We start from the raw sequence: 19,059 nt of genomic DNA, 5'->3' as shown, positions 1-19,059 counted from the left end.
AACGGGGGAAGAGTGGCACCGCGCGGCCATGCATGTCAGGAGCGCGTCAAAAGAATGGCCGGAAGTCGTCCGTTGCCCGAAAGACCGGGTCCGTTAACCGGACGTCAAGGCGGTGTTACGGCGCCGTGTGCCGTCCGGCCCGCCGGCGCGCGCCCGGAGCGGGGCCGGGCGCGCGGAAGCGGCGGGGGCTCGGCCCCCGCCGCGTCCCAGGCGGCCCGGCCTCAGCCGACCGGCTCGTCGTCGAAGGCGGTCGCCCGGGTGCGCTCCTCCCAGGCCGTGACCTCGGACCGCACCTGGTCGAGATGGCCGAGCACCGCCGTCACGCCGTCGTCGCCGAGCGGCAGCCGCAGCGGCGTCTCCTCCGCCTCCAGTGCGGCCAGGACCAGCGCCGCGGCCTTCGCCGGGTCGCCCGGCTGCCGGCCCGCCCCCTCGGCGATCATGCGCCGGGTGACCCCGACCGACGCGGCGTACGCCTCCGACTCCGCACTCGCGCCCGCCCGGTCGAACAGCGACGTCCGGAACGCCCCCGGCTCCACGACCAGCACCTTCACGCCGAACGCGCGCACCTCCTCCGCCAGCGCCTCCGACATCCCCTCCAGCGCGAACTTGGTGCCGCTGTACGCCGAGAACCCGGCGAACGACATCTGCCCGCCCATGCTGCTCATCTGCACCACGGCCCCCGACCGGCGCTCCCGCATGTGCGGCAGCACCGCCCGCACCAGCGCCGCCGGCCCGAACACGTGCAGGTCGAACAGGTCCCGCAGCTCGGCGTCCGTCGTCTCCTCGAACGCCCCGACGTGGGTCCGCCCCGCGTTGTTGACCAGCACGTCGACCCGCCCGTGCCGGGCCACCACGTCGGCGACGACGGCCTCGACGGCGGCCGTGTCCGCCACGTCCAGCCGCACCGCGTCCACCTGGTCCGGGTGCGCCGCGACCAGGTCGTCCAGCGCCTCCGGCCGCCGGGCCGCACCCACCACCACGTCCCCGTCGGCCACCGCCGCCTCGGCGATCGCCCGCCCGAACCCGCTGGTGGCCCCCGTGATCAGCCATACCTTGTGCACGCTCGCCCCTCCCGTGTCCTCGTCCGACGCAACCAGCCTGCGCGCGGGGCGAGTTGCCCGTCCAAGATCCGTCGTGATAGCCGATGGGCATGGACGTGCACGGGCGGGACCTCAGGTACTTCGTCACGGTGGCCGACGAACTGCACTTCACGCGTGCCGCGGAACGGCTCTACGTGTCCCAGCCGGCCCTGAGCAAGCAGATCAGGTCCCTGGAGCGGCAGGTGGGGACACCGCTGTTCCTGCGGGACCGGCGGGGCGTGGCCCTCACCTCCGCGGGCGAGGCGCTGCTGCCGCACGCCCGGCGCGCCCTGGCCGCCTGGGACGACGCCGAGGAGGCCCTGCGGCGGGCGGAGGCGGCCCGGCGGGGCACGCTCCGCGTCGGGATGAGCACCAGCCCCGGGCGCGGCGGCCTGCTGCCCGCCGTCCGCTCCCGGTTCACCGCGGCCCACCCCGAGGCGTCCCTGCGGCTGCGCCAGTACAGCTGGGACGACCCGACGGCCGGGCTCGCCGACGGCACCAGCGACGTGGCGTTCGTCTGGCTGCCGCTGCCCCTCCCGGAGCGCTACGGGTGGACCGTGGTCGCCGAGGAGCCGCGCCTCGTCGCTCTCCCGGAGACGCATCCCCTCGCGGCGCGCGACGCGCTGGACTTCGCCGACCTGGCCGACGAGCCGTTCCTCGCCCTGCCCGCGAGCGCCGGGCCGCTGCGCGACCACTGGCTGGCCGTCGACGCCCGCGCGGGCCGCCCGCCGCGCGTCGGCGCCGAGGTCGCCGGTACCGAGGAGACGTACGAGGCGCTCGTCGCCGGCCTGGGCGTGGTCCTGGTCGCCGTCGGCAACGCCCCCCTGATCACCCTCGGCGGGGTCGTCACCCGCCCGGTGCGCGATCTGGCCCCCACCCGGTACGCGCTCGCCTGGCGCACCGAGGACCGGCACCACCCGCTGATCGCCGGCTACGCCGAGGCGTGCCGCCGCGTCCCGGGCGAAGGCCCCCCGCCCCCACCCGCCTCGCCGTCCTGTGCCGCCGGCGCCCCGCGCCCGCGGGAGGCACCACGGCCGTGAACCCCACCACCGCCCCCACCGGGCCCCCGGAGCCGGACCGGGCGCGGCGGACGGACCGGCGTACGGGTGGCGGGAGGGTCCCGGAACCACGGGCGCCGGCCGGGGGACCGGACGCGTCCGACGCGCACGTCACCGGTCGCATCGGGGCCGTCCACGAGTCCGTTGACGCGCGCCGCCGGGGCGGCGCGCGACGCGGGGCCCCGCACACGCCGTCGGGAAGACGGCCTCCACCACGAAGGGCAGCAGTGAGCAGACCGACCACACCCCCACACGAGCAGCGGCCGACGCCCGGCGCGGCGACGGCCGAGGGCGGCTCCGACGCCCCCGCCGGCGTCTCCACCGGCGCCCCGCCGGCCTCCGCCTCCGCGGCGAAGGCCGCCGGGGCGGGCCGCCGGACGGCCCTCCGCGAGCGGTTCCGGCGCGCCGTGCCGCTGTGCGTGCTCCGCCCGGGGCGGGAGCCCCACGTGGAACACGGCCACGACCCTGCGCTGTTCGTCGAGATCGGGTCGCTCACGAAGGTGCTCACCGGCACCGCCCTGGTCCGCGCGGCCGCGGCGGGACTGCTGGACCCCGACGACCCGGTGGAGCGGTGGCTGCCGGCCCCGCCCGGCTCCGGCATCACCCTGCGGCACCTGATGGAGCACACCTCGGGCCTGCCCCGGCTGCCCCCGGGCCTCCGGGGACCCGCCCGCGACCCGTACGCGCCGTTCACCGCGGAGGCGCTCGGGGGGATGCTCACCCGGCTGGACCGGCTCGTGGAGCACCCCCCGGGCCGGCACACGGAGTACTCGAACTTCGGGTACGCCGTGCTGGGCGCCGCCCTCGCCGCCGCCACCCGGCAGCCGTACGAGGAACTGCTGCGCGCCCACGTCCTGGAGCCGCTGGGCGTCGCCGACGAGGTGACCGCCTCCCCGCCGGCCGACCGCGCCCTGAGGGCGAGGGGCCGGTTCGGCGGCGTGCGGGCCGGCTGGACCATGGACGGGGCGATCCTGCCCGCGGGCGGCATGTGGGCCACGCCCCGGGCCATGGCCGCGGTGGTGAGCGGGCTGCTCGTGGAGCGCCGGTTCGGCGACCCCGCGTCCGCCTGGCAGACGGCGGACCGCCTCCGGTGGCACAACGGCGCCACCCGGGACGCCTCCGCCTTCGCCGGGGCGTTCACCGACGGCGGCGAGTGGGTCCTGGTGCACCGGCTCGGCGGCAGGCCGCAGGACACCGACCGGATCGGCGTCGACCTGCTCGCCGGGACACGGCCGGGGTGGCCGCCCGGACGCTGAGGGCCCCGGCACCCGGCCGGCGCGGCCGCGTCCTGCGCGTCCGCGTCCGCCGGGCCCCGCGGCCACGCGGCGTCAGCCCACCAGGCTCTCCCGCCACGCCCGGTGCAGACCGGCGAAGCGGCCCTCCCCGGCGATCAGCCGCTCGGGCGGCCCGTCCTCCACGATCCGGCCGCGCTCCATCACCAGCACCCGGTCGGCGATCTCCACCGTGGACAGCCGGTGCGCGATCACCACCGCCGTACGGCCGTGCAGCACCGTGTCCATCGCCCGCTGCACCGCCCGCTCCCCGGGGACGTCCAGCGAACTGGTCGCCTCGTCCAGGATCAGCACCCCGGGGTCGGCGAGCAGCGCGCGGGCGAAGGCCACCAACTGCCGCTGGCCCGCCGAGATGCGCCCGCCGCGCTTGCGCACGTCCGTGTCGTACCCGTCCGGCAGCGCCGCGATGAAGTCGTGGGCACCGATCGCCTTCGCGGCGTGCTCGATCTCCTCGCGCGTCGCGTCCGGGCGGCCCACCGCGATGTTCTCCGCGACCGTCCCGGAGAACAGGAACGCCTCCTGCGTCACCATCACCACCCCGCGCCGCAGCTCGGAGGCGGACAGGTCCCGCAGGTCGACGCCGTCGAGGAGGACCCGGCCCTCGGACGGGTCGTAGAAGCGCGCCAGCAGCTTCGCCAGCGTCGACTTGCCCGCGCCCGTCGAACCGACCACCGCCACCGTCTGCCCGGCCGGGATCGCCAGGTCGAAGCGCGGCAGCACCTCGCCGCCCGTCCGGTACGCGAAGCGGACGCCCTCGAAGACGACCTCCCGGCCCGGCGCCCGGGCCGGCCGCCGCGGCAGTTCCCGCGACACGGCGGGCTCCGGGACCGTCGGCCGCTGCGCCAGCAGGCCGGCGATCTTCTCCAGGGACGCGGCGGCCGACTCGTAGGCGTTGAGGAACATCCCCAGCCGGTCGATCGGGTCGTACAGCCGCCGCATGTACAACACGGCCGCCGCCAGCACGCCGAGCGCCAGCGTGCCCTCCGCCACCCGGTAGGCGCCCCACAGCACCATGCCCGCCACGGCGGTGTTCGCCACCAGCCGGGACCCGACCACGTAGCGGGCCATCTCCAGGATCGCGTCGCCGTTGCGCCGCTCGTGGTGCCGGTTGAGGGCGCCGAACGCCTCGTCGTTGGACCGCTCCCGGCGGAACGCCCGCACCGGCCGGATGCCGTTCATCGTCTCCGCGAACTTCACGATGACCGCCGCGATCGCCGTGGACCGCGCGCTGAACGCGGCCGAGGCCCGCCGCCGGTACCTCCGCACCAGCAGGTACAGCGGTACGAACGACGCCACCGCGACCGCGCCGACGCCCCAGTCCAGCCACAGCAGGATCAGCGAGATGCTGGCGAACGACAGCACCACGTTGACCAGTTCCTGGAGCCCCTCGCTCAGCAGTTCCCGCAGCGACTCCACGTCGGTGGTCGACCGCGAGATGAGCCGCCCCGACGTGTACCGCTCGTGGAAGTCCACGCTCAGCGCCTGGGCGTGCCGGAAGATCCGGCCCCGCAGGTCGAGCAGCACGTCCTGGTTGACCCGCGCCGACGCCTCGACGAAGCCGTACTGGAACAGCCCGGCGCCCAGCGCGCACAGCCCGTACCCCACGGCCACGGCGACCACCGGTCCGTGGTCGCCCTGGCGCAGCGCCGGCACGGCCCGGTCGATGGCGTACGCGACGAGCAGCGGCCCCGCCTGCACGGCCGCCTGCTGGAGGAGCAGCAGCAGCGCCGCCAGCGCCACCCGCGCCCGCCGGGGCGCGAGCAGCGACCGCAGCAGCGCCCCCGTCGCGCCCTTCGGCGCGGGCAGCGCGTCCCGGTCGAACGGGTCCCGCCCGTCCGGCCCCGCGGCGCCGTCCGGCCCCTCCTCGGAGGTCTCGCGCTCGCGCAGCGCCTGGTCCTGAGCCGTCATCGCTTCCCGTCTCCCGTCCCCGACATCAGCCACGCGTACTCGGCGCTGGTCCGCAGCAGCTCCTGGTGCGTCCCGACCGCCGCGATCCGGCCCTCCGACAGCAGCGCCACCCGGTCGGCCAGCAGCACCGTCGACGGGCGGTGCGCCACCACGAGCGCCGTCGTGTCCCGCAGCACCTCCCGCAGGGCGGCCTCCACCAGCGCCTCGGTGTGCACGTCCAGCGCGGACAGCGGGTCGTCCAGGACGAGGAACCGGGGCGTGCCGACGACCGCGCGCGCCAGCGCCAGCCGCTGACGCTGCCCGCCGGACAGGCTCAGGCCCTGCTCGCCCACCTCGGTCCGCGCGCCCCGCGGCAGGTCCGCCACGAAACCGGCCTGCGCCACGTCCAGCGCCCGCCGCAGCTCCGCGTCGCCCGCCTCCGGGCCGGCGCCCATCAGCACGTTGTCCCGGACGCTCGCCGAGAAGAGCGTCGGCTCCTCGAACGCCACCGCCACCAGTGACCGCAGCCGTTCCCTCGGCATCTCCGCGATGTCCTCGCCGTCGAGCAGGACGCGGCCCGACGTCAGCTCGTACAGCCGCGGCACCAGGGCCGTCAGCGTCGTCTTCCCGGACCCGGTCGCGCCCACCAGCGCCAGGGTCTCGCCCGGCCGGATCCGCAGGTCCACCCCGCGCAGCACCGGCGGGGAGTCCTCCGGCGCGTCCGGGTAGCGGAAGGTCACGCCCTCGAACACCACCCCGCCCGGCACGTCCCCGCCCGGCGCGTCCCGCCCCGGCGCCCGGTCCGCGGCCGTCGCCACCGCACCCGGCGCCCGGTCCGCGGTCTCCTCCGCCTGGTCCATCACCTCGAAGTACCGCTCCGTCGCCGTCGCCGCCTCCTGGCTCATCGCCAGCAGGAAGCCGATGGACTCCACCGGCCACCGCAGCGCCAGCGCCGTCGACAGGAACGCCACCAGCGTCCCCGCCGACAGCTCCCCGTCCGCCACCTGCACCGTGCCCAGCACCAGCGCGGCGCCGATCGCCAGCTCCGGGACGGTCGTGATGAACGCCCAGATCGCCGCCAGCAGCCGGGCCTTGCGCAGCTCCGTCCCGCGCAGCCGCTCCGCCAGCACCCGGAACGCGCGCGCCTGGCTGCGGTGGCGGCCGAAGCCCTTCACGACGCGGATGCCGAGCACGCTCTCCTCGACCAGCGTCGTCAGGTCGCCCACCTGGTCCTGCGCCCGCCGCGCCGCCTTCGAGTACCGCGTCTCGAACAGCGAGCAGCCCACCACCAGCGGCACCACCGGCAGCAGCAGCACCAGCCCCAGCGACCAGTCCTGCGCCAGCAGCACCACGAAGCCGGCGAGGACCGTCACCCCGTTGACGAACAGGAACGTCAGGGGGAAGACCAGGAACATCCGCAGCAGCGACAGGTCCGTCGTCCCGCGCGACAGCAGCTGACCCGACGCCCACCGGTCGTGGAACGCCACCGGCAGCCGCTGCAGCCGCCGGTACAGGTCGGCGCGCAGGGACGCCTCCACCCGCGTCGACGGCCGCGCCACCAGCCAGCGCCGCAGGCCGAACAGCAGCGCCTCGGCCACGCCGAGCCCCAGCACCGCGAGCGCCCCCAGCCACACGCCGTCCGGGTCGCGCCCGGCGACCGGGCCGTCCACCATCCACTTCAGCACCAGCGGGATGACCAGGCTCAGGCAGGACGCCACGACCGCCACGAACGCCGCCGCGAGGAACCGCCCCCGCACCGGCCGCAGGTAGGGCCACAGCCGCAGCAGGGAGCGTACGGCGGAGCGCTTGGGGGCGACGGGGCGCGGGGCGGCGGAGGTCGAGGCAGGCATCAGGACCGAGCCTAGGGTTCACCCCTGACTTCGCTCACGCGGTTTTCCGCCGAACGCCGACCCGTTCACCCGCCGGACGCTCGCCCGTCCACCCGCCGGACGCCGCTCATCCGTTCACCCGCCACAGCAGCGCCGACCTCGCCGGCACCGTCACCGCCTCCCCGCCCGGGCACAGGGTGCCCGGCGCTTGCGCCTGCTCCTCCCGCGAGGTGTCGACGACCAGTTCGTACTCCTGCGCCCACGGCGGTCCCGGCAGCCGGTGCTCGACCGGCCCGTCACCCGCGTGGAGGATCACCAGGAAGCTGTCGTCCACGACCGCCCGGCCCCGCTCGTCGCGCCCCGGGATGTCCCGCCCCGACAGGTAGAAGGCGATCGTCCGGGCCGGCGCGTACCAGTCGCCCTCGGTCATCTCCGCCCCCGCCGCCGTGAACCACGCCAGGTCCCGCAGCCCGTCGGCGCCCTGCGGGCGGCCGGAGAAGAACGCCCGGCGCCGCAGCACCGGGTGCGCGTGGCGCAGCGCCAGCAGCCGCCGGGCCAGCGCGAGCAGCTCCCGCGCCCACGGCTCCTCCAGCAGCGACCAATCCACCCAGCCGATCCCGTTGTCCTGGCAGTAGGCGTTGTTGTTGCCGCCCTGCGTGCGCCCCATCTCGTCCCCGGCGACCAGCATAGGCACCCCCGTGGACAGCAGCAGCGTGGTCAGCAGGTTGCGGATCTGGCGGCGGCGCAGCGCGGTCACGGACGCGTCGTCGGTCTCGCCCTCGGCGCCGCAGTTCCACGACCGGTTGTCGTTCGTGCCGTCCCGGTTGTCCTCGCCGTTCGCCTCGTTGTGCTTGTGCTCGTACGACACGAGGTCGCGCAGCGTGAACCCGTCGTGCGCGGTGACGAAGTTGACCGACGCGTACGGGCGGCGCCCGCCCCAGGCGTACAGGTCGCTCGACCCCGCCAGCCGGTACCCCAGGTCCCGCACGTCGGGCAGGGCGCCGCGCCAGAAGTCCCGCACCGCGTCCCGGTAGCGGTCGTTCCACTCCGTCCACAGCGGCGGGAAGGCGCCCACCTGGTAGCCGCCGCTGCCCACGTCCCACGGCTCGGCGATCAGCTTCACCCGCCGCAGCACCGGGTCCTGCGCGATCACCGCGAGGAACGGCGACAGCATGTCGACGTCGTGCATCGACCGGGCCAGCGCCGCCGCCAGGTCGAAGCGGAAGCCGTCCACGCCCATCTCCGTCACCCAGTAGCGCAGCGAGTCGGTGATCAGGCGCAGCACCTGCGGCTGGACGACGTGCAGCGTGTTGCCGCAGCCGGTGTAGTCCGCGTACCGGCGGGCGTCGGGCTGGAGCCGGTAGTAGCCCCGGTTGTCGACGCCCCGCAGCGACAGCATCGGGCCCAGCTCGCCGGCCTCCGCCGTGTGGTTGTAGACCACGTCGAGGATCACCTCGATGCCGGCCTCGTGCAGCGCGCGCACCATCCGCCGGAACTCCCCGACCTGCTGCCCGCCCGTCCCGGTCGCGGCGTACGCGGCGTGCGGCGCGAAGTAGCCGATGGAGTTGTAGCCCCAGTGGTTGCGCAGCCCGCGCCGCAGCAGGTGGTCCTCGTGCGCGAACTGGTGCACCGGCAGCAGCTCCACCGCCGTCACCCCCAGGCGCACCAGGTGGTCGACCGCCGCCGGGTGCGCCAGCCCCGCGTACGTGCCGCGCAGCTCCTCCGGGACGCCGGGGTGGCGCATGGTGAAGCCCCGCACGTGGAGTTCGTAGATGACGGAGTCCGCCCACGGCGTCTTGGGCCTGCGGTCGTCGGCCCACTCGTCGCCGGGCGCGTCGTCGTGCACCACGACGCCCTTCGGCACGTACGGCGCCGAGTCGCGGTCGTCGCGCACGGTGTCCGCGACGTGCTGGTCCGGCCAGTCCCGCACGTGCCCGTACACCTCCGGCGGCAGCGCGCCGAAGTCGCCGTCGACCGCGCGCGCGTACGGGTCGAGGAGCAGCTTCGCCGGGTTCCAGCGGGCGCCGGTCCACGGGTCCCACCGGCCGTGCACCCGGTAGCCGTACCGCGCGCCCGGCCGCACGCCCGGCACGAAGCCGTGCCAGATCCCGTGCGTCAGCTCCGTCAGGGGCACCCGCGTCTCCGTGCCGTCCGGTGCGAACAGGCACACCTCGACGGCCTCGGCGCCGCCCGCCCACAACGCGAAGTTGGTGCCGGCCGTCCCGTCGGGGCCGGCGCGGAAGCGGGCGCCCAGCGGCGTCGGCGCCCCCGGCCAGGCGGGTGGCGGCGCCGGCGCGGCCGCGTCCGGGGCCGCGTGGGCTCCGGGGCCGGTGTCGGTGACCGCCCGCCCCCTGCGGCGTAACCCGTTCGGCCCCGCACGGCGTGCCTCGGGGGACGTGTCCGGTGCCCCCGGGACCGCGCCCTGGGCTGGACTCTGTTCGGCTGCGCTGGACACCTGCCGGCCTCCCGAGGCTCGTCCGGCGACCGGGCCGGGGTTCCCGACCGCCCCGCTCCGGTCCTCCCCGTGTTCTGCCCGGAGTCTCCCGCTCCCAACATGGGCCGCCCCGAACACGACCCGTACAGACGTTTCCCTGCCGGGGGGCCGGTCGTTGGGCGGACCGTGAGACACGTACGGAGACTGGCAGGGCTCGGCGTCGCCGCGGCGACGGTCTGGGCGGGAGCGGCGGCCGTGCTGGCCGGGTGCACGGCGGGCGGCGCGGGCGCCTTCGGCGGCGGGGAGGGCGGGGCCGGCCGCGGGGGTGACACCATCCGGGTGACCCCGCACGACGGCGCGCGGGACGTACCGCCGGACGGCCGGCTGGAGGTGCGGGTGCCGAGCGGGCGGCTGGAGAGCGTCCGGGTCCGCAGGGTCGAGGACGCGGAACCGGCGGAGGTGCCCGGCGCGGTGACCCCCGACGGGCTGCGCTGGCGGCCCGGGGCCGGGACGCGGCTGGCGCCGGCCGCCAAGTACGCGGTCGACGCCGTCGCCCTGGACGGGCACGGCCGCCGCTCCGCCCGGCACACCACGTTCACCACGCTCGTCCCCGCGCACCGCTTCATCGGCTACTTCACGCCGGAGGACCACGCCACGGTCGGCACCGGCATGATCGTCTCCTTCCGCTTCAACCGCCCCGTGCGCGACCGCGCCGCCGTGGAGCGGGCGGTCCGGGTCACCGCCGACCCGCCCGTCGAGGTCGCCGGCCACTGGTTCGGGGCCGACCGGCTCGACCTGCGCCCCGAGCGGTACTGGCGGCCCGGCACGCGGGTCACCGTCGACCTGCGGCTGCGGGACGTGGAGGCGGCGCCCGGCGTGTACGGCGTCCAGCGCCGGACCGTGCGGTTCACGGTCGGCCGCTCGCAGGTCTCCCGCGTCGACGCCGCGGCCCACACGATGGAGGTGCGCCGCGGGGGCCGCCTCCTCGCGACGCTGCCCGTCACCGCCGGGGCGTCGAGGACCACCACGTACAACGGGAGGATGGTGGTGACCGAGCTGTTCGAGACGACCCGGATGAACGGCGCCACGGTCGGCTTCACCGACGCCCAGGGCAAGGGCGAGTACGACATCAAGGACGTGCCGCACGCGATGCGGCTGACCGACTCGGGCACCTTCCTGCACGGCAACTACTGGGCGGAGCCGTCGGTGTTCGGCGCGGCCAACGTCAGCCACGGCTGCGTCGGGCTGCGCGACGTCAGGGGCGGCAGCGCCACGTCCCCGGCGGGCTGGTTCTTCGACCGGACCCTCGTCGGCGACGTCGTCGAGGTGGTCAACTCGCGTGACCGGAAGGTCGCTCCCGACAACGGGCTGGGCGGCTGGAACATGGACTGGAGGCGGTGGAAGGCCGGCTCCGCCCTGCGCTGACCCCGCGCCCCGCACACCCCGTCCGGCACACCCCGGACGGGGAAGGTGGTCATGTGAACGACTTGGGACCGAACGGTGACAATCCGGTGTGCTCGGCGCCGCTCGCGGTGTGATTATCTAACGCGGTGCGTGCGAGTGCAGCGCGCGGGGGTGCAGGCCACGGCGGTGCCGGGCCGTGCGAGGGGAGAGTTCATCGTGAAGGGGCAGCCGATATCGGGGGCGTCGGCCGGAGTCGCGCCGCGGAGCCGGCGCGGCCGGGGCAGAGGACCGCTGGCCGTCGTCGCCGGAACGTTGCTGCTGCTCGTCACCGCGTGCGGTGGCGGGGGCTCGGCGGAGGACGGCAAGGGCGGCGCGCCGGGCAAGAACGGCTCGGGGCAGGTGGAGAACGCCGCCTCGCAGGCCGTCGTCACCGTCGCGCCGAAGGACGGCGCCGACGCGGTCGCGACCAGCGGCGCGCTGAAGGTCACCGCGGAGAGCGGCAAGCTGACCACGGTCACCGTCACCGACTCCAAGGGCCGGCCCGTCGAGGGCGCCCTGTCCGCGGACGCCACCAGCTGGCAGCCGGTCAGGCACCTGGCGGCGGCCACCAGGTACAAGGTGCACGCGGTCGCCAAGGACGCGGCGGGTCGTGAGTCGGCCAAGGACACGACCTTCACCACGCTCGTCCCGAAGAACACGTTCGTCGGCCACTACACGCCCGAGGACGGCCAGACGGTCGGCGTCGGCATGCCGGTGTCCATCAACTTCACCCGGGGCATCACCGCCCCGGAGGCCGTCGAGGCCGGCATCAAGGTGACCGCCGTGCCGGCCGTGCCGATCGAGGGCCACTGGTTCGGCAACGACCGGCTCGACTTCCGCCCGGAGAAGTACTGGGCGCCCGGCACCAAGGTGACCGTCGAGCTCAACCTGGACGGCGTCGAGGGCCGCCCCGGCGTCTACGGCAAGCAGACCAAGAAGTTCGCCTTCACCATCGGCCGCAGCCAGGTCTCCACCGTCGACGCGAGCGCCAAGACCATGACGGTCGTCCGCGACGGCAAGACGATCAAGACCATCCCGATCACCGCGGGCGCCCCGTCCACCACCACGTACAACGGCCAGATGGTCATCAGCGAGAAGTACAAGGTGACCCGGATGAACGGCGCGACCGTCGGCTTCGGCGGCGAGTACGACATCAAGGACGTGCCGCACGCGATGCGCCTGTCCACCTCGGGCACCTTCGTCCACGGCAACTACTGGGCGTCGGCGGGCACCTTCGGCTCCTCCAACGTCAGCCACGGCTGCGTCGGCCTGCGCGACGTGCGCGGCGCGTACGACGGCTCGACGCCGGCCGCCTGGTTCTACGACAACTCCCTCATCGGTGACGTGGTCGTCGTGAAGAACTCCAAGGACAAGCAGATCCAGCCGGACAACGGCCTCAACGGCTGGAACATGCCGTGGTCGGAGTGGACCAAGTGACCGAACGGTGAATTCCGCCCGCGGGGACCGGTGCTGTGACGAACCGCACCGGTCCCCGCGGCGTTAACGGCGGCTAACCTGCCCCGTATGACAGTGACTCTCGAAGTTTCCGCGGGCGTCGGCACCATCCGCCTGGACCGCCCCCCGATGAACGCGCTGGACATCGCCACGCAGGACCGGCTCAAGGAACTCGCCGAGGAGGCCGCGGGCCGCGACGACGTCCGCGCCGTCGTCGTCCACGGCGGGGAGAAGGTGTTCGCCGCCGGCGCGGACATCAAGGAGATGCAGCTCATGGACCACGCGGCCATGGTGGTGCGGGGCAAGGCCCTCCAGGACTCCTTCACCGCCGTCGCCCGCATCCCCAAGCCCGTCGTCGCCGCCGTCACCGGCTACGCCCTGGGCGGCGGCTGCGAGCTGGCGCTGTGCGCCGACTTCCGCATCGCCGCCGACAACGCGAAGCTGGGCCAGCCCGAGATCCTGCTCGGCCTCATCCCCGGCGCGGGCGGCACCCAGCGCCTCGCCCGGCTCGTGGGTCCCTCGAAGGCCAAGGACCTCATCTTCACCGGCCGCCACGTCAAGGCCGACGAGGCCCTGGCGATCGGCCTGGTCGACCGGGTCGTCCCCGCCGCCGAGGTGTACGAGCAGGCGCACGCCTGGGCCGCGAAGCTCGCGCAGGGCCCGGCGCTCGCCCTGCGCGCCGCCAAGGAGTCGGTGGACGCCGGTCTGGAGACGGACATCGACACGGGTCTGGCGATCGAACGCAACTGGTTCGCGGGCCTGTTCGCCACCGAGGACCGGGAGCGCGGCATGCGCAGCTTCGTCGAGGAGGGGCCGGGCAAGGCCAAGTTCCTCTGAGCGGGACCCCGTTGGGGCGTCCGAACCGTCCGGGCGGTGCCGCGGCGCGGGAGGATCCGCGCGCCGGGAATTCCACCGTCCGGGTGGTTTGAGGTCCCTGGTGGAACCGTTGGGGAGCCCTGGATCGGCCATCTCCGCCACCCTGGTGACGTGTCGCGTCACCGCAGGTCAGCGCGGGTGCGAAGGACTTCCGATGCCCGCGTCATATGCCGTCGGCGGCCCGCGGGGCGGCCAGTTCCGCCGGGTCGATTCCCGCGGAACCGCCCCGCGGGTCCCGCCGGACGGCCATGATGGTGGGCATGGCGGGGCTGGATGGTGTGGAGCGACCGTGGCAGCACGGCGGTGCCACCGCGGCGAGATGGGTACCCTCCGCGGATGACGAGCAGGCCCTCAAGGCGCTCGAACTGTACGGCGATCCGAGCGTGGAGGAGGTACGGCTGCCCTCCCGCCCCGAGTCCGCCGCGATCGCCCGCCGGCTCGCCCAGTGCGTCGTCCTGCGCACCTGGTCGCTCGGCCCGCAGATCGCCGAGGACGTGATCCTGCTCGTCTCCGAACTCGTCGGCAACGCCGTGCGGCACACCGGCGCCCGCGCGTTCGGGCTGCGCATGTACCGCCGCCGGGGTGGCCGGATCCGGGTGGAGGTGCGCGACCCGTCGCGCGGCCTGCCGTGCCTCATGCCGGTGCGGAGCATGGACGTCAGCGGACGCGGGCTGTTCGTCGTGGACAAGCTCTCGGACCGCTGGGGCGTCGACCTCCTGCCGCGCGGCAAGAACACCTGGTTCGAGATGCGGGTCACCGACCGCTGAACGCACAGAAGCCCCCTGCGCACCGTCGTGGGGCGCCGCGGGGGCTTCTGGGGGGAGCGCCGCGGACGAGGAGGGGTGTGTCCGACGGCGCTGTCGACGACCTGGCCCGGGTCAAGGGGGTCGTATGCCTCGACTATGGCAGACGGGGGCCTTGTCGCCAAACTCCCAAGGCTCCTCAAGAGTGAGCAACTCGGACAATTCCCCGATGATTCCAAGGTGAGGTCGGCCACTCGCCTGGAAAACCATGAATAATTATCGGATTGACTGAGTGCTTCCCCTCCTTGGATGCCTCTCCGGTGCGCCCGCTCCGTCGACGCGCGAAAGGCATGCCCTGCGCCAATCGGCACCTTTCCCCCCTCCTCCTCCTTAAATGGACACGTGACCCCGCTCCCGAGCAAGCGTTCCCTCGGCCTCGTCGCGGCCGCGCTGCTGGCCGCCCTCGCCGGCTGCTCCGGTGGATCCGCCCCGCCGAAGGCCACCGCACCGCGCCAGGCCGCCCCGGCGAAGGCCACCCCCGCCGGGCCGGCCGCCCTGCCCGGCATGCCGCCCCCGCTCGACCCCCGGGACGTCTACGCCGCCGACCGCCCCCACCGGCTCTCCCCGGTGGTCAGGGACTTCCCCTCCCGCGTGTACGTCCCCAACACCCTCTCCGACACGGTGTCCGTCATCGACCCCGCGACCTACCGGGTCGTCGAGACCATCCCGGTCGGCAGACACCCCCAGCACGTCGTCCCGTCCTGGGACCTCAAGACCCTCTGGGTCAACAACAACCAGGGCCACACCCTCACCCCCATCGACCCCCGCACGGGCAGGCGCGGCAAGGACGTCGAGGTCCACGACCCGTACAACCTCTACTTCACGTCCAACGGCAGGTACGCCGTCGTCATGGCCTCCCTCGACCGGGAGATCGTCTTCCGCGACCCCCACACCATGGAACGCCGCCACACCGAACCCGTCCCCTGCTACGGGGTCAACCACGCCGACTTCTCCGCCGACGGCCGCCACTTCGTCGTCTCCTGCGAGTTCTCCGGCGAACTGCTCAAAGTCGACACCCAGAGGATGAAGGTCGTCGCCCGGCGCGAACTCCCCTTCGACGGCGCCATGCCACAGGACGTGAAACTCTCACCGGACGGGAAGACCTTCTACATCGCCGACATGACGGCCCACGGCATCTGGGCCCTCGACGCCGACACCTTCGCCACCCCCCGCCTCCTGCCCACCGGCAAGGGCTGCCACGGCCTCTACGTCTCCCGCGACTCCAAGGAGATGTACATCCCCAACCGCGGTGAGGGCTCCGTCTCCGTCTTCGACTTCACCAAGAACAAACTGACGAAGAAATGGTGGCTCCCGGACGGCGGCTCCCCGGACATGGGCGGCGTCTCGGCCGACGGCAAGGTCCTGTGGCTGTCCGGACGGTACGACTCCGAGGTGTACGCCATCGACACCACCACCGGCCGGCAACTCGCCCGCATCCCCGTCGGCGCCGGCCCCCACGGCCTGGCGGTCTACCCCCAGCCGGGCCGCTATTCGCTGGGGCATACCGGGGTGTTTAGGTAATTTTTGGCTCGTTGCGCCTCCGGGGCGCTGGGAGCGGGTGTCGACAGGCCGAACGTGCTCAGCCCTTCGTCCCTCAGGGCCTGCGCGCGATCGGCCTGTCGACACCCACGCGCCCCTTCGGCTCCACGAGCGGCCCAGCGGGGAACCCTCCCCCTCCCCGGCGACCCGGCCCCGCACGAAGCGCACCCCCCATCGGCCCGGCCTGCACGTGCCCTTCGGCTTCACGAGCGGCCCACGGGGGCGCCCCCCCTCCCCGGCGCGGGTGTGGGCCCGCCGGAGGGTTCGGGGGCGCAGGGGGGCGAAAGGCGGTGCTCAGCTGGCTGTGAGGAGGGCCTCCGCGCACACCGGGCGGTAGCCGGCCGCCTGGAACGTCCGCACGCTGCGGGCGTTGCCCGGAGGCTGCTGCGCCCACACGTGGCCGCCCGGCACCAGGTGGCGGGCGGCCAGGGCCAGCCGCACGCCCAGGCCCCGCCCCCGTGCCTCCTCGTCCAGTTCGATCGCCGCCTCCCACCGGCCCGCGACGGCGCGCCCCAGGACGACGACCCCTCCGTCCGCCCGCCACACCCGTACGTCGTCGCGGTACTTCCGGGCCCGCACCACCCGCGGGTGCTCCGGGTCCTCGATCTCCCGCAGCGGCACGGGCGGCCCGCCCGGGAGCGCCGGCGCCACGGTCAGCAGGTCCACCGTGTCCATCGACCGCCCCGTGCGGCGCATCAGCGACGCCAGGAACAGCGGGTTCATCGACGCGGCCAGCGGATCGCTGCCGGCGGCGGCCAGCTCGGCGCGGACCCACTCCGGGTCCTCGTCGAGGAACACCACCGAGTGCGCCGTGAAGGCCAGCACGCCCGCGTCGCGCCGGCTCGGCTGCGGGACGATCACCGTCGAACCATCCGGCGCCGGGAACTCGCCGCGCGCCGCCGCCTCCAGGACCCGTGCCACCTCGTCGCTCATGCCCCCATCGTCACCCGAGGCCCACCGCGTCGGGCCACCACCCCCTGCGGATACCCTTGCGGCCGTAGTACAGAGAGACGAAGGGGTGGAGCGATGGCGGACATCGAGTCTGCGCGCAAGGCTTTCGACCGTTACGACGTGAACGGCGACGGGTTCATCACGGCCGCGGAGTACAAGAGCGTCATGGCGCAGCTCGGCGACTTCCAGGTCACCGAGACGGTCGCCCAGGCGGTCATCAACGCGCAGGACGGCAACGCCGACGGCCAGCTGAGCTGGGACGAGTTCTGGGCCCACCTCAACAGGGCCTGAACCGCCCGCACGCGCCCGAGGGGGCGTCCCCCGCGACCCGCGGTGGTGACGCCCCCTCGGCGCGTGCCGGCCGCCCGGTGCGCACCGAGGGGCGCCGCCGCTCCGGAAGGGGAAGGGCGGAACGTCACGGGTGCGGGGGGTCGAGCGGTTCGTAGTCGAACCAGTCGAAGTGGACCGTGCCGGCCGCGGCGTACATGCCGATGACCCGGCCGGTGAAGCCGCCGGCCACCTCGGTGGACAGGTACCGGCCGTCGAGGGTGCCGAGCGGGGTGAACGCGCCGTCCCGCTCCTCGACGCCGAGGGAGAGGTCGTCGGGGCCGGAGCGCGGATCGTGGGGCGTGCGCACGGCGGTCACGTCGACGCCGAGGACCAGGGGGCCGGCCGCCGGTACCGGCCGGGACGCCACCACCGTGCGCAGCGGGCCGATGCGGGCGATCAGCCTCACCTCCGCGGAGTCCGCCTCGATCTCGTAGTGGTGCCGCTCGTCGAGCCGGACCGCCAGGCCGCCGCGTCCCCCCGCAGGGTCGACGAGCGCGCGTACCCGGCACGACGGGTGCTGCTGGCGCCGGCCGAGGAACACGGCGTCGAGGTCGTCCAGGGAGCCCCCGCGGGCGTGCAGGGTCAGCCACCCGGCGCGCTTCCCGGTCGTGCAGTGCCGGGCGGAGCGGTCGCGCGGCGAGATCCAGCACGGCTGCGGTTCGCCGAGGTCGAAGTCGTCGCGGCGCGGCACGGCGGGGCCCGGCCGGAGGGGCCAGGGGGGTGCGGCCGGGGCGGGCGACAGGTCGCCGACGACGGGCCAGCCGTCCACCCAGTCCACCGGCGCCAGGAAGGTCTCCCGGCCGAGCACGTGCCAGCCGGGGGTGCCGCCGCCCGGTCGCACGCCGAGCAGCACCATCCACCACGAGCCGTCGGGCGCCTGGACCAGGTCGGCGTGGCCGGTGTTCTGGATCGGGTGGTCGAGGCCGCGGTGCGTCAGGACCGGGTTGGCCGGGCACGGCTCGAAGGGGCCGGCCGGGGTGCGGCCCCGGGCGACCGAGACGCCGTGGCCGCGTTCGGTGCCGCCCTCGGCGATGAGCAGGTACCAGTGGTCACCGATCCGGTACAGGTGCGGCGCCTCCGGGGCCTTGGCGCCGGGCGTGCCGGACCAGATCCGGCGCGGCGGGCCGAACGTCTCCCCGGTGTACGGGTCGATGCGCACCTGGTGGACCCCGGCGACCGTGCACCAGCAGGTGCCCTCCTCGTCCCAGGCGAGGTCGGGGTCGATGCCGGTGACGCCGGGCAGCCGGACCGGGTCGGACCACGGCCCGGCCGGGTCGGTCGTGGTGAACAGCAGGTTGCCGCCGTCGCTGACGTTGGTGACGATCAGCCAGAACCGGCCGTCGTGGTGGCGCAGCGTGGGCGCGTAGATCCCGCCGGAGGCCGGGGTGTCCGCCGGGAGGCGCAGCTGGCCCGGCCGGTCCAGGGCGTTGCCGATCTGGGTCCAGTGCACCAGGTCGCGGCTGTGGAAGAGGGGCACGCCGGGGAAGTACTCGAAGCTGGAGCACGCCAGGTAGTAGTCGTCGCCCACACGGCAGACGCTGGGGTCGGGGTGGAAGCCGGGGATCACCGGGTTGGCGACGGTGCCGTCCGCCTGCCCTCCGAACGCCATGCCGTCCCCTCCCCTTCGCCGGGCGCGACGCGGTGCGACACGGCGCGGTGCGGCGCGGTGCGGCCGGGGCGGCACCGCGCACGCCGGCCGGCGCGGGCGGATCCCGGTGGAGCGCCGGTCTCGGTACCGCTGTCACACGCGATGGTGAAGCGCTTCGATTCCCGGGAGGAGCGTAGTGACGAGATCGCCGGCGCGGCAAGAGTACGGGCAGCGCGAGAACGGCCGCCGTCGTCGTGGACGGAGCCGGCCGGTGTCGGCGGGTGGGGGAGAGGAAAGGGGGAAGGGAAGTTGATGCGCTTCGACGGAAGGGGAGTGGACGAGGCCCTCTCCGGCTCGGTGCCTCTTCGCGGGGGAGGGGAGAGGGAAGGCCCCGGCCCGCTCCGCGAGACGGCGGGAGCGGGCCGGGGCCGTCGGCTCAGCACTCGATGATGTTGACCGCCAGCCCGCCGCGTGCGGTCTCCTTGTACTTCACGG

Annotated in this window: 14 protein-coding genes; 8 read left to right on the top strand and 6 right to left on the bottom strand. The window is 74.7% G+C overall.

All coding sequences use genetic code 11. The features are described 5' to 3' along the window. Window positions 1–221 precede the first annotated feature (221 nt). A complete protein-coding gene (locus IE106_RS00070) occupies window positions 222–1,061 on the bottom strand; it encodes an oxidoreductase (protein ID WP_189529142.1) in 840 nt (279 codons plus the stop codon). 83 nt (window positions 1,062–1,144) lie between these two features. Between IE106_RS00070 and IE106_RS00065 the strand changes: the two genes are divergently transcribed. Together IE106_RS00065 and IE106_RS00060 are read left to right on the top strand one after the other, a co-directional pair. Beyond that, window positions 1,145–2,119 carry a LysR family transcriptional regulator gene (locus IE106_RS00065; RefSeq protein WP_189529141.1) on the top strand — a complete coding sequence of 325 codons (975 nt, stop codon included), beginning with the start codon at window positions 1,145–1,147 and terminating at the stop codon, window positions 2,117–2,119. Window positions 2,120–2,364: 245 nt separating this feature from the next. After that, the gene (locus IE106_RS00060) at window positions 2,365–3,393 is read left to right on the top strand and encodes a serine hydrolase domain-containing protein (RefSeq protein WP_229839887.1); all 1,029 of its coding nucleotides are present in this window, start codon (window positions 2,365–2,367) and stop codon (window positions 3,391–3,393) included. 72 nt (window positions 3,394–3,465) lie between these two features. Here IE106_RS00060 and IE106_RS00055 read toward each other — a convergent pair whose 3' ends face one another. The 3 genes from IE106_RS00055 to glgX all read right to left on the bottom strand — a co-directional run bounded on the left by IE106_RS00055 (window position 3,466) and on the right by glgX (window position 9,600). After that, window positions 3,466–5,337, bottom strand: a complete 1,872-nt coding sequence (locus IE106_RS00055) for an ABC transporter ATP-binding protein (protein ID WP_229839884.1) — start codon at window positions 5,335–5,337, stop codon at window positions 3,466–3,468. Beyond that, on the bottom strand, window positions 5,334–7,166 hold the full coding sequence (locus tag IE106_RS00050; protein ID WP_189529140.1) for an ABC transporter ATP-binding protein: 1,833 nt from the start codon (window positions 7,164–7,166) through the stop codon (window positions 5,334–5,336). The genes IE106_RS00055 and IE106_RS00050 overlap by 4 nt, the downstream gene beginning before the upstream one ends. A gap of 106 nt (window positions 7,167–7,272) precedes the next feature. Beyond that, window positions 7,273–9,600 (bottom strand): glycogen debranching protein GlgX, encoded by a 2,328-nt coding sequence (gene glgX, locus IE106_RS00045; protein ID WP_189529139.1) that lies wholly within the window; start codon window positions 9,598–9,600, stop codon window positions 7,273–7,275. A gap of 165 nt (window positions 9,601–9,765) precedes the next feature. Between glgX and IE106_RS00040 the strand changes: the two genes are divergently transcribed. The 5 genes from IE106_RS00040 to IE106_RS00020 all read left to right on the top strand — a co-directional run bounded on the left by IE106_RS00040 (window position 9,766) and on the right by IE106_RS00020 (window position 15,677). Continuing rightward, a complete protein-coding gene (locus tag IE106_RS00040) occupies window positions 9,766–11,004 on the top strand; it encodes a L,D-transpeptidase (RefSeq protein ID WP_229839882.1) in 1,239 nt (412 codons plus the stop codon). 195 nt (window positions 11,005–11,199) lie between these two features. After that, window positions 11,200–12,459, top strand: coding sequence for an Ig-like domain-containing protein (locus IE106_RS00035; RefSeq protein WP_189529137.1), 1,260 nt, complete (start codon window positions 11,200–11,202; stop codon window positions 12,457–12,459). Window positions 12,460–12,546: 87 nt separating this feature from the next. After that, a complete protein-coding gene (locus IE106_RS00030; protein ID WP_189529136.1) occupies window positions 12,547–13,314 on the top strand; it encodes an enoyl-CoA hydratase/isomerase family protein in 768 nt (255 codons plus the stop codon). Between the two features lie 299 nt (window positions 13,315–13,613). Beyond that, window positions 13,614–14,120 carry an ATP-binding protein gene (locus tag IE106_RS00025; RefSeq protein ID WP_189529135.1) on the top strand — a complete coding sequence of 169 codons (507 nt, stop codon included), beginning with the start codon at window positions 13,614–13,616 and terminating at the stop codon, window positions 14,118–14,120. A gap of 378 nt (window positions 14,121–14,498) precedes the next feature. Continuing rightward, window positions 14,499–15,677, top strand: a complete 1,179-nt coding sequence (locus tag IE106_RS00020) for a YncE family protein (protein ID WP_229839880.1) — start codon at window positions 14,499–14,501, stop codon at window positions 15,675–15,677. Between the two features lie 312 nt (window positions 15,678–15,989). On the opposite strand, the gene IE106_RS00015 is transcribed toward IE106_RS00020, so the two are convergent. Next, window positions 15,990–16,628, bottom strand: coding sequence for a GNAT family protein (locus tag IE106_RS00015; protein ID WP_189529133.1), 639 nt, complete (start codon window positions 16,626–16,628; stop codon window positions 15,990–15,992). Between the two features lie 93 nt (window positions 16,629–16,721). On the opposite strand from IE106_RS00015, the gene IE106_RS00010 reads away from it, so the two are divergent. Further along, window positions 16,722–16,937 (top strand): EF-hand domain-containing protein, encoded by a 216-nt coding sequence (locus IE106_RS00010; protein ID WP_189529132.1) that lies wholly within the window; start codon window positions 16,722–16,724, stop codon window positions 16,935–16,937. Window positions 16,938–17,061: 124 nt separating this feature from the next. Here the strand turns inward: IE106_RS00010 and IE106_RS00005 are convergent, their stop codons facing one another. After that, entirely contained in the window at window positions 17,062–18,585 is a 1,524-nt protein-coding gene (locus IE106_RS00005; protein WP_189529131.1) for a glycoside hydrolase family 43 protein, read from the bottom strand. Window positions 18,586–19,059: the final 474 nt, after the last annotated feature.

The organism is Streptomyces roseolilacinus, from assembly GCF_014649335.1.
In the GTDB taxonomy this organism is placed as follows: Bacteria; Actinomycetota; Actinomycetes; order Streptomycetales; family Streptomycetaceae; genus Streptomyces; species Streptomyces roseolilacinus.
The sequence above is the reverse complement of the archived record's forward strand: the minus strand, read 5'-3'. Positions and strand labels throughout refer to the sequence as shown.

Coding starts and splice junctions, on each gene's coding strand:
- IE106_RS00065 (WP_189529141.1), top strand. CDS start 1,145: ATGGGCATGGACGTGCACGGGCGGGACCTCAGGTACTTCGTCACGGTG.
- IE106_RS00055 (WP_229839884.1), bottom strand. CDS start 5,337: ATGACGGCTCAGGACCAGGCGCTGCGCGAGCGCGAGACCTCCGAGGAG.
- IE106_RS00050 (WP_189529140.1), bottom strand. CDS start 7,166: ATGCCTGCCTCGACCTCCGCCGCCCCGCGCCCCGTCGCCCCCAAGCGC.
- IE106_RS00030 (WP_189529136.1), top strand. CDS start 12,547: ATGACAGTGACTCTCGAAGTTTCCGCGGGCGTCGGCACCATCCGCCTG.
- IE106_RS00025 (WP_189529135.1), top strand. CDS start 13,614: ATGGCGGGGCTGGATGGTGTGGAGCGACCGTGGCAGCACGGCGGTGCC.
- IE106_RS00015 (WP_189529133.1), bottom strand. CDS start 16,628: ATGAGCGACGAGGTGGCACGGGTCCTGGAGGCGGCGGCGCGCGGCGAG.
- IE106_RS00010 (WP_189529132.1), top strand. CDS start 16,722: ATGGCGGACATCGAGTCTGCGCGCAAGGCTTTCGACCGTTACGACGTG.
- IE106_RS00005 (WP_189529131.1), bottom strand. CDS start 18,585: ATGGCGTTCGGAGGGCAGGCGGACGGCACCGTCGCCAACCCGGTGATC.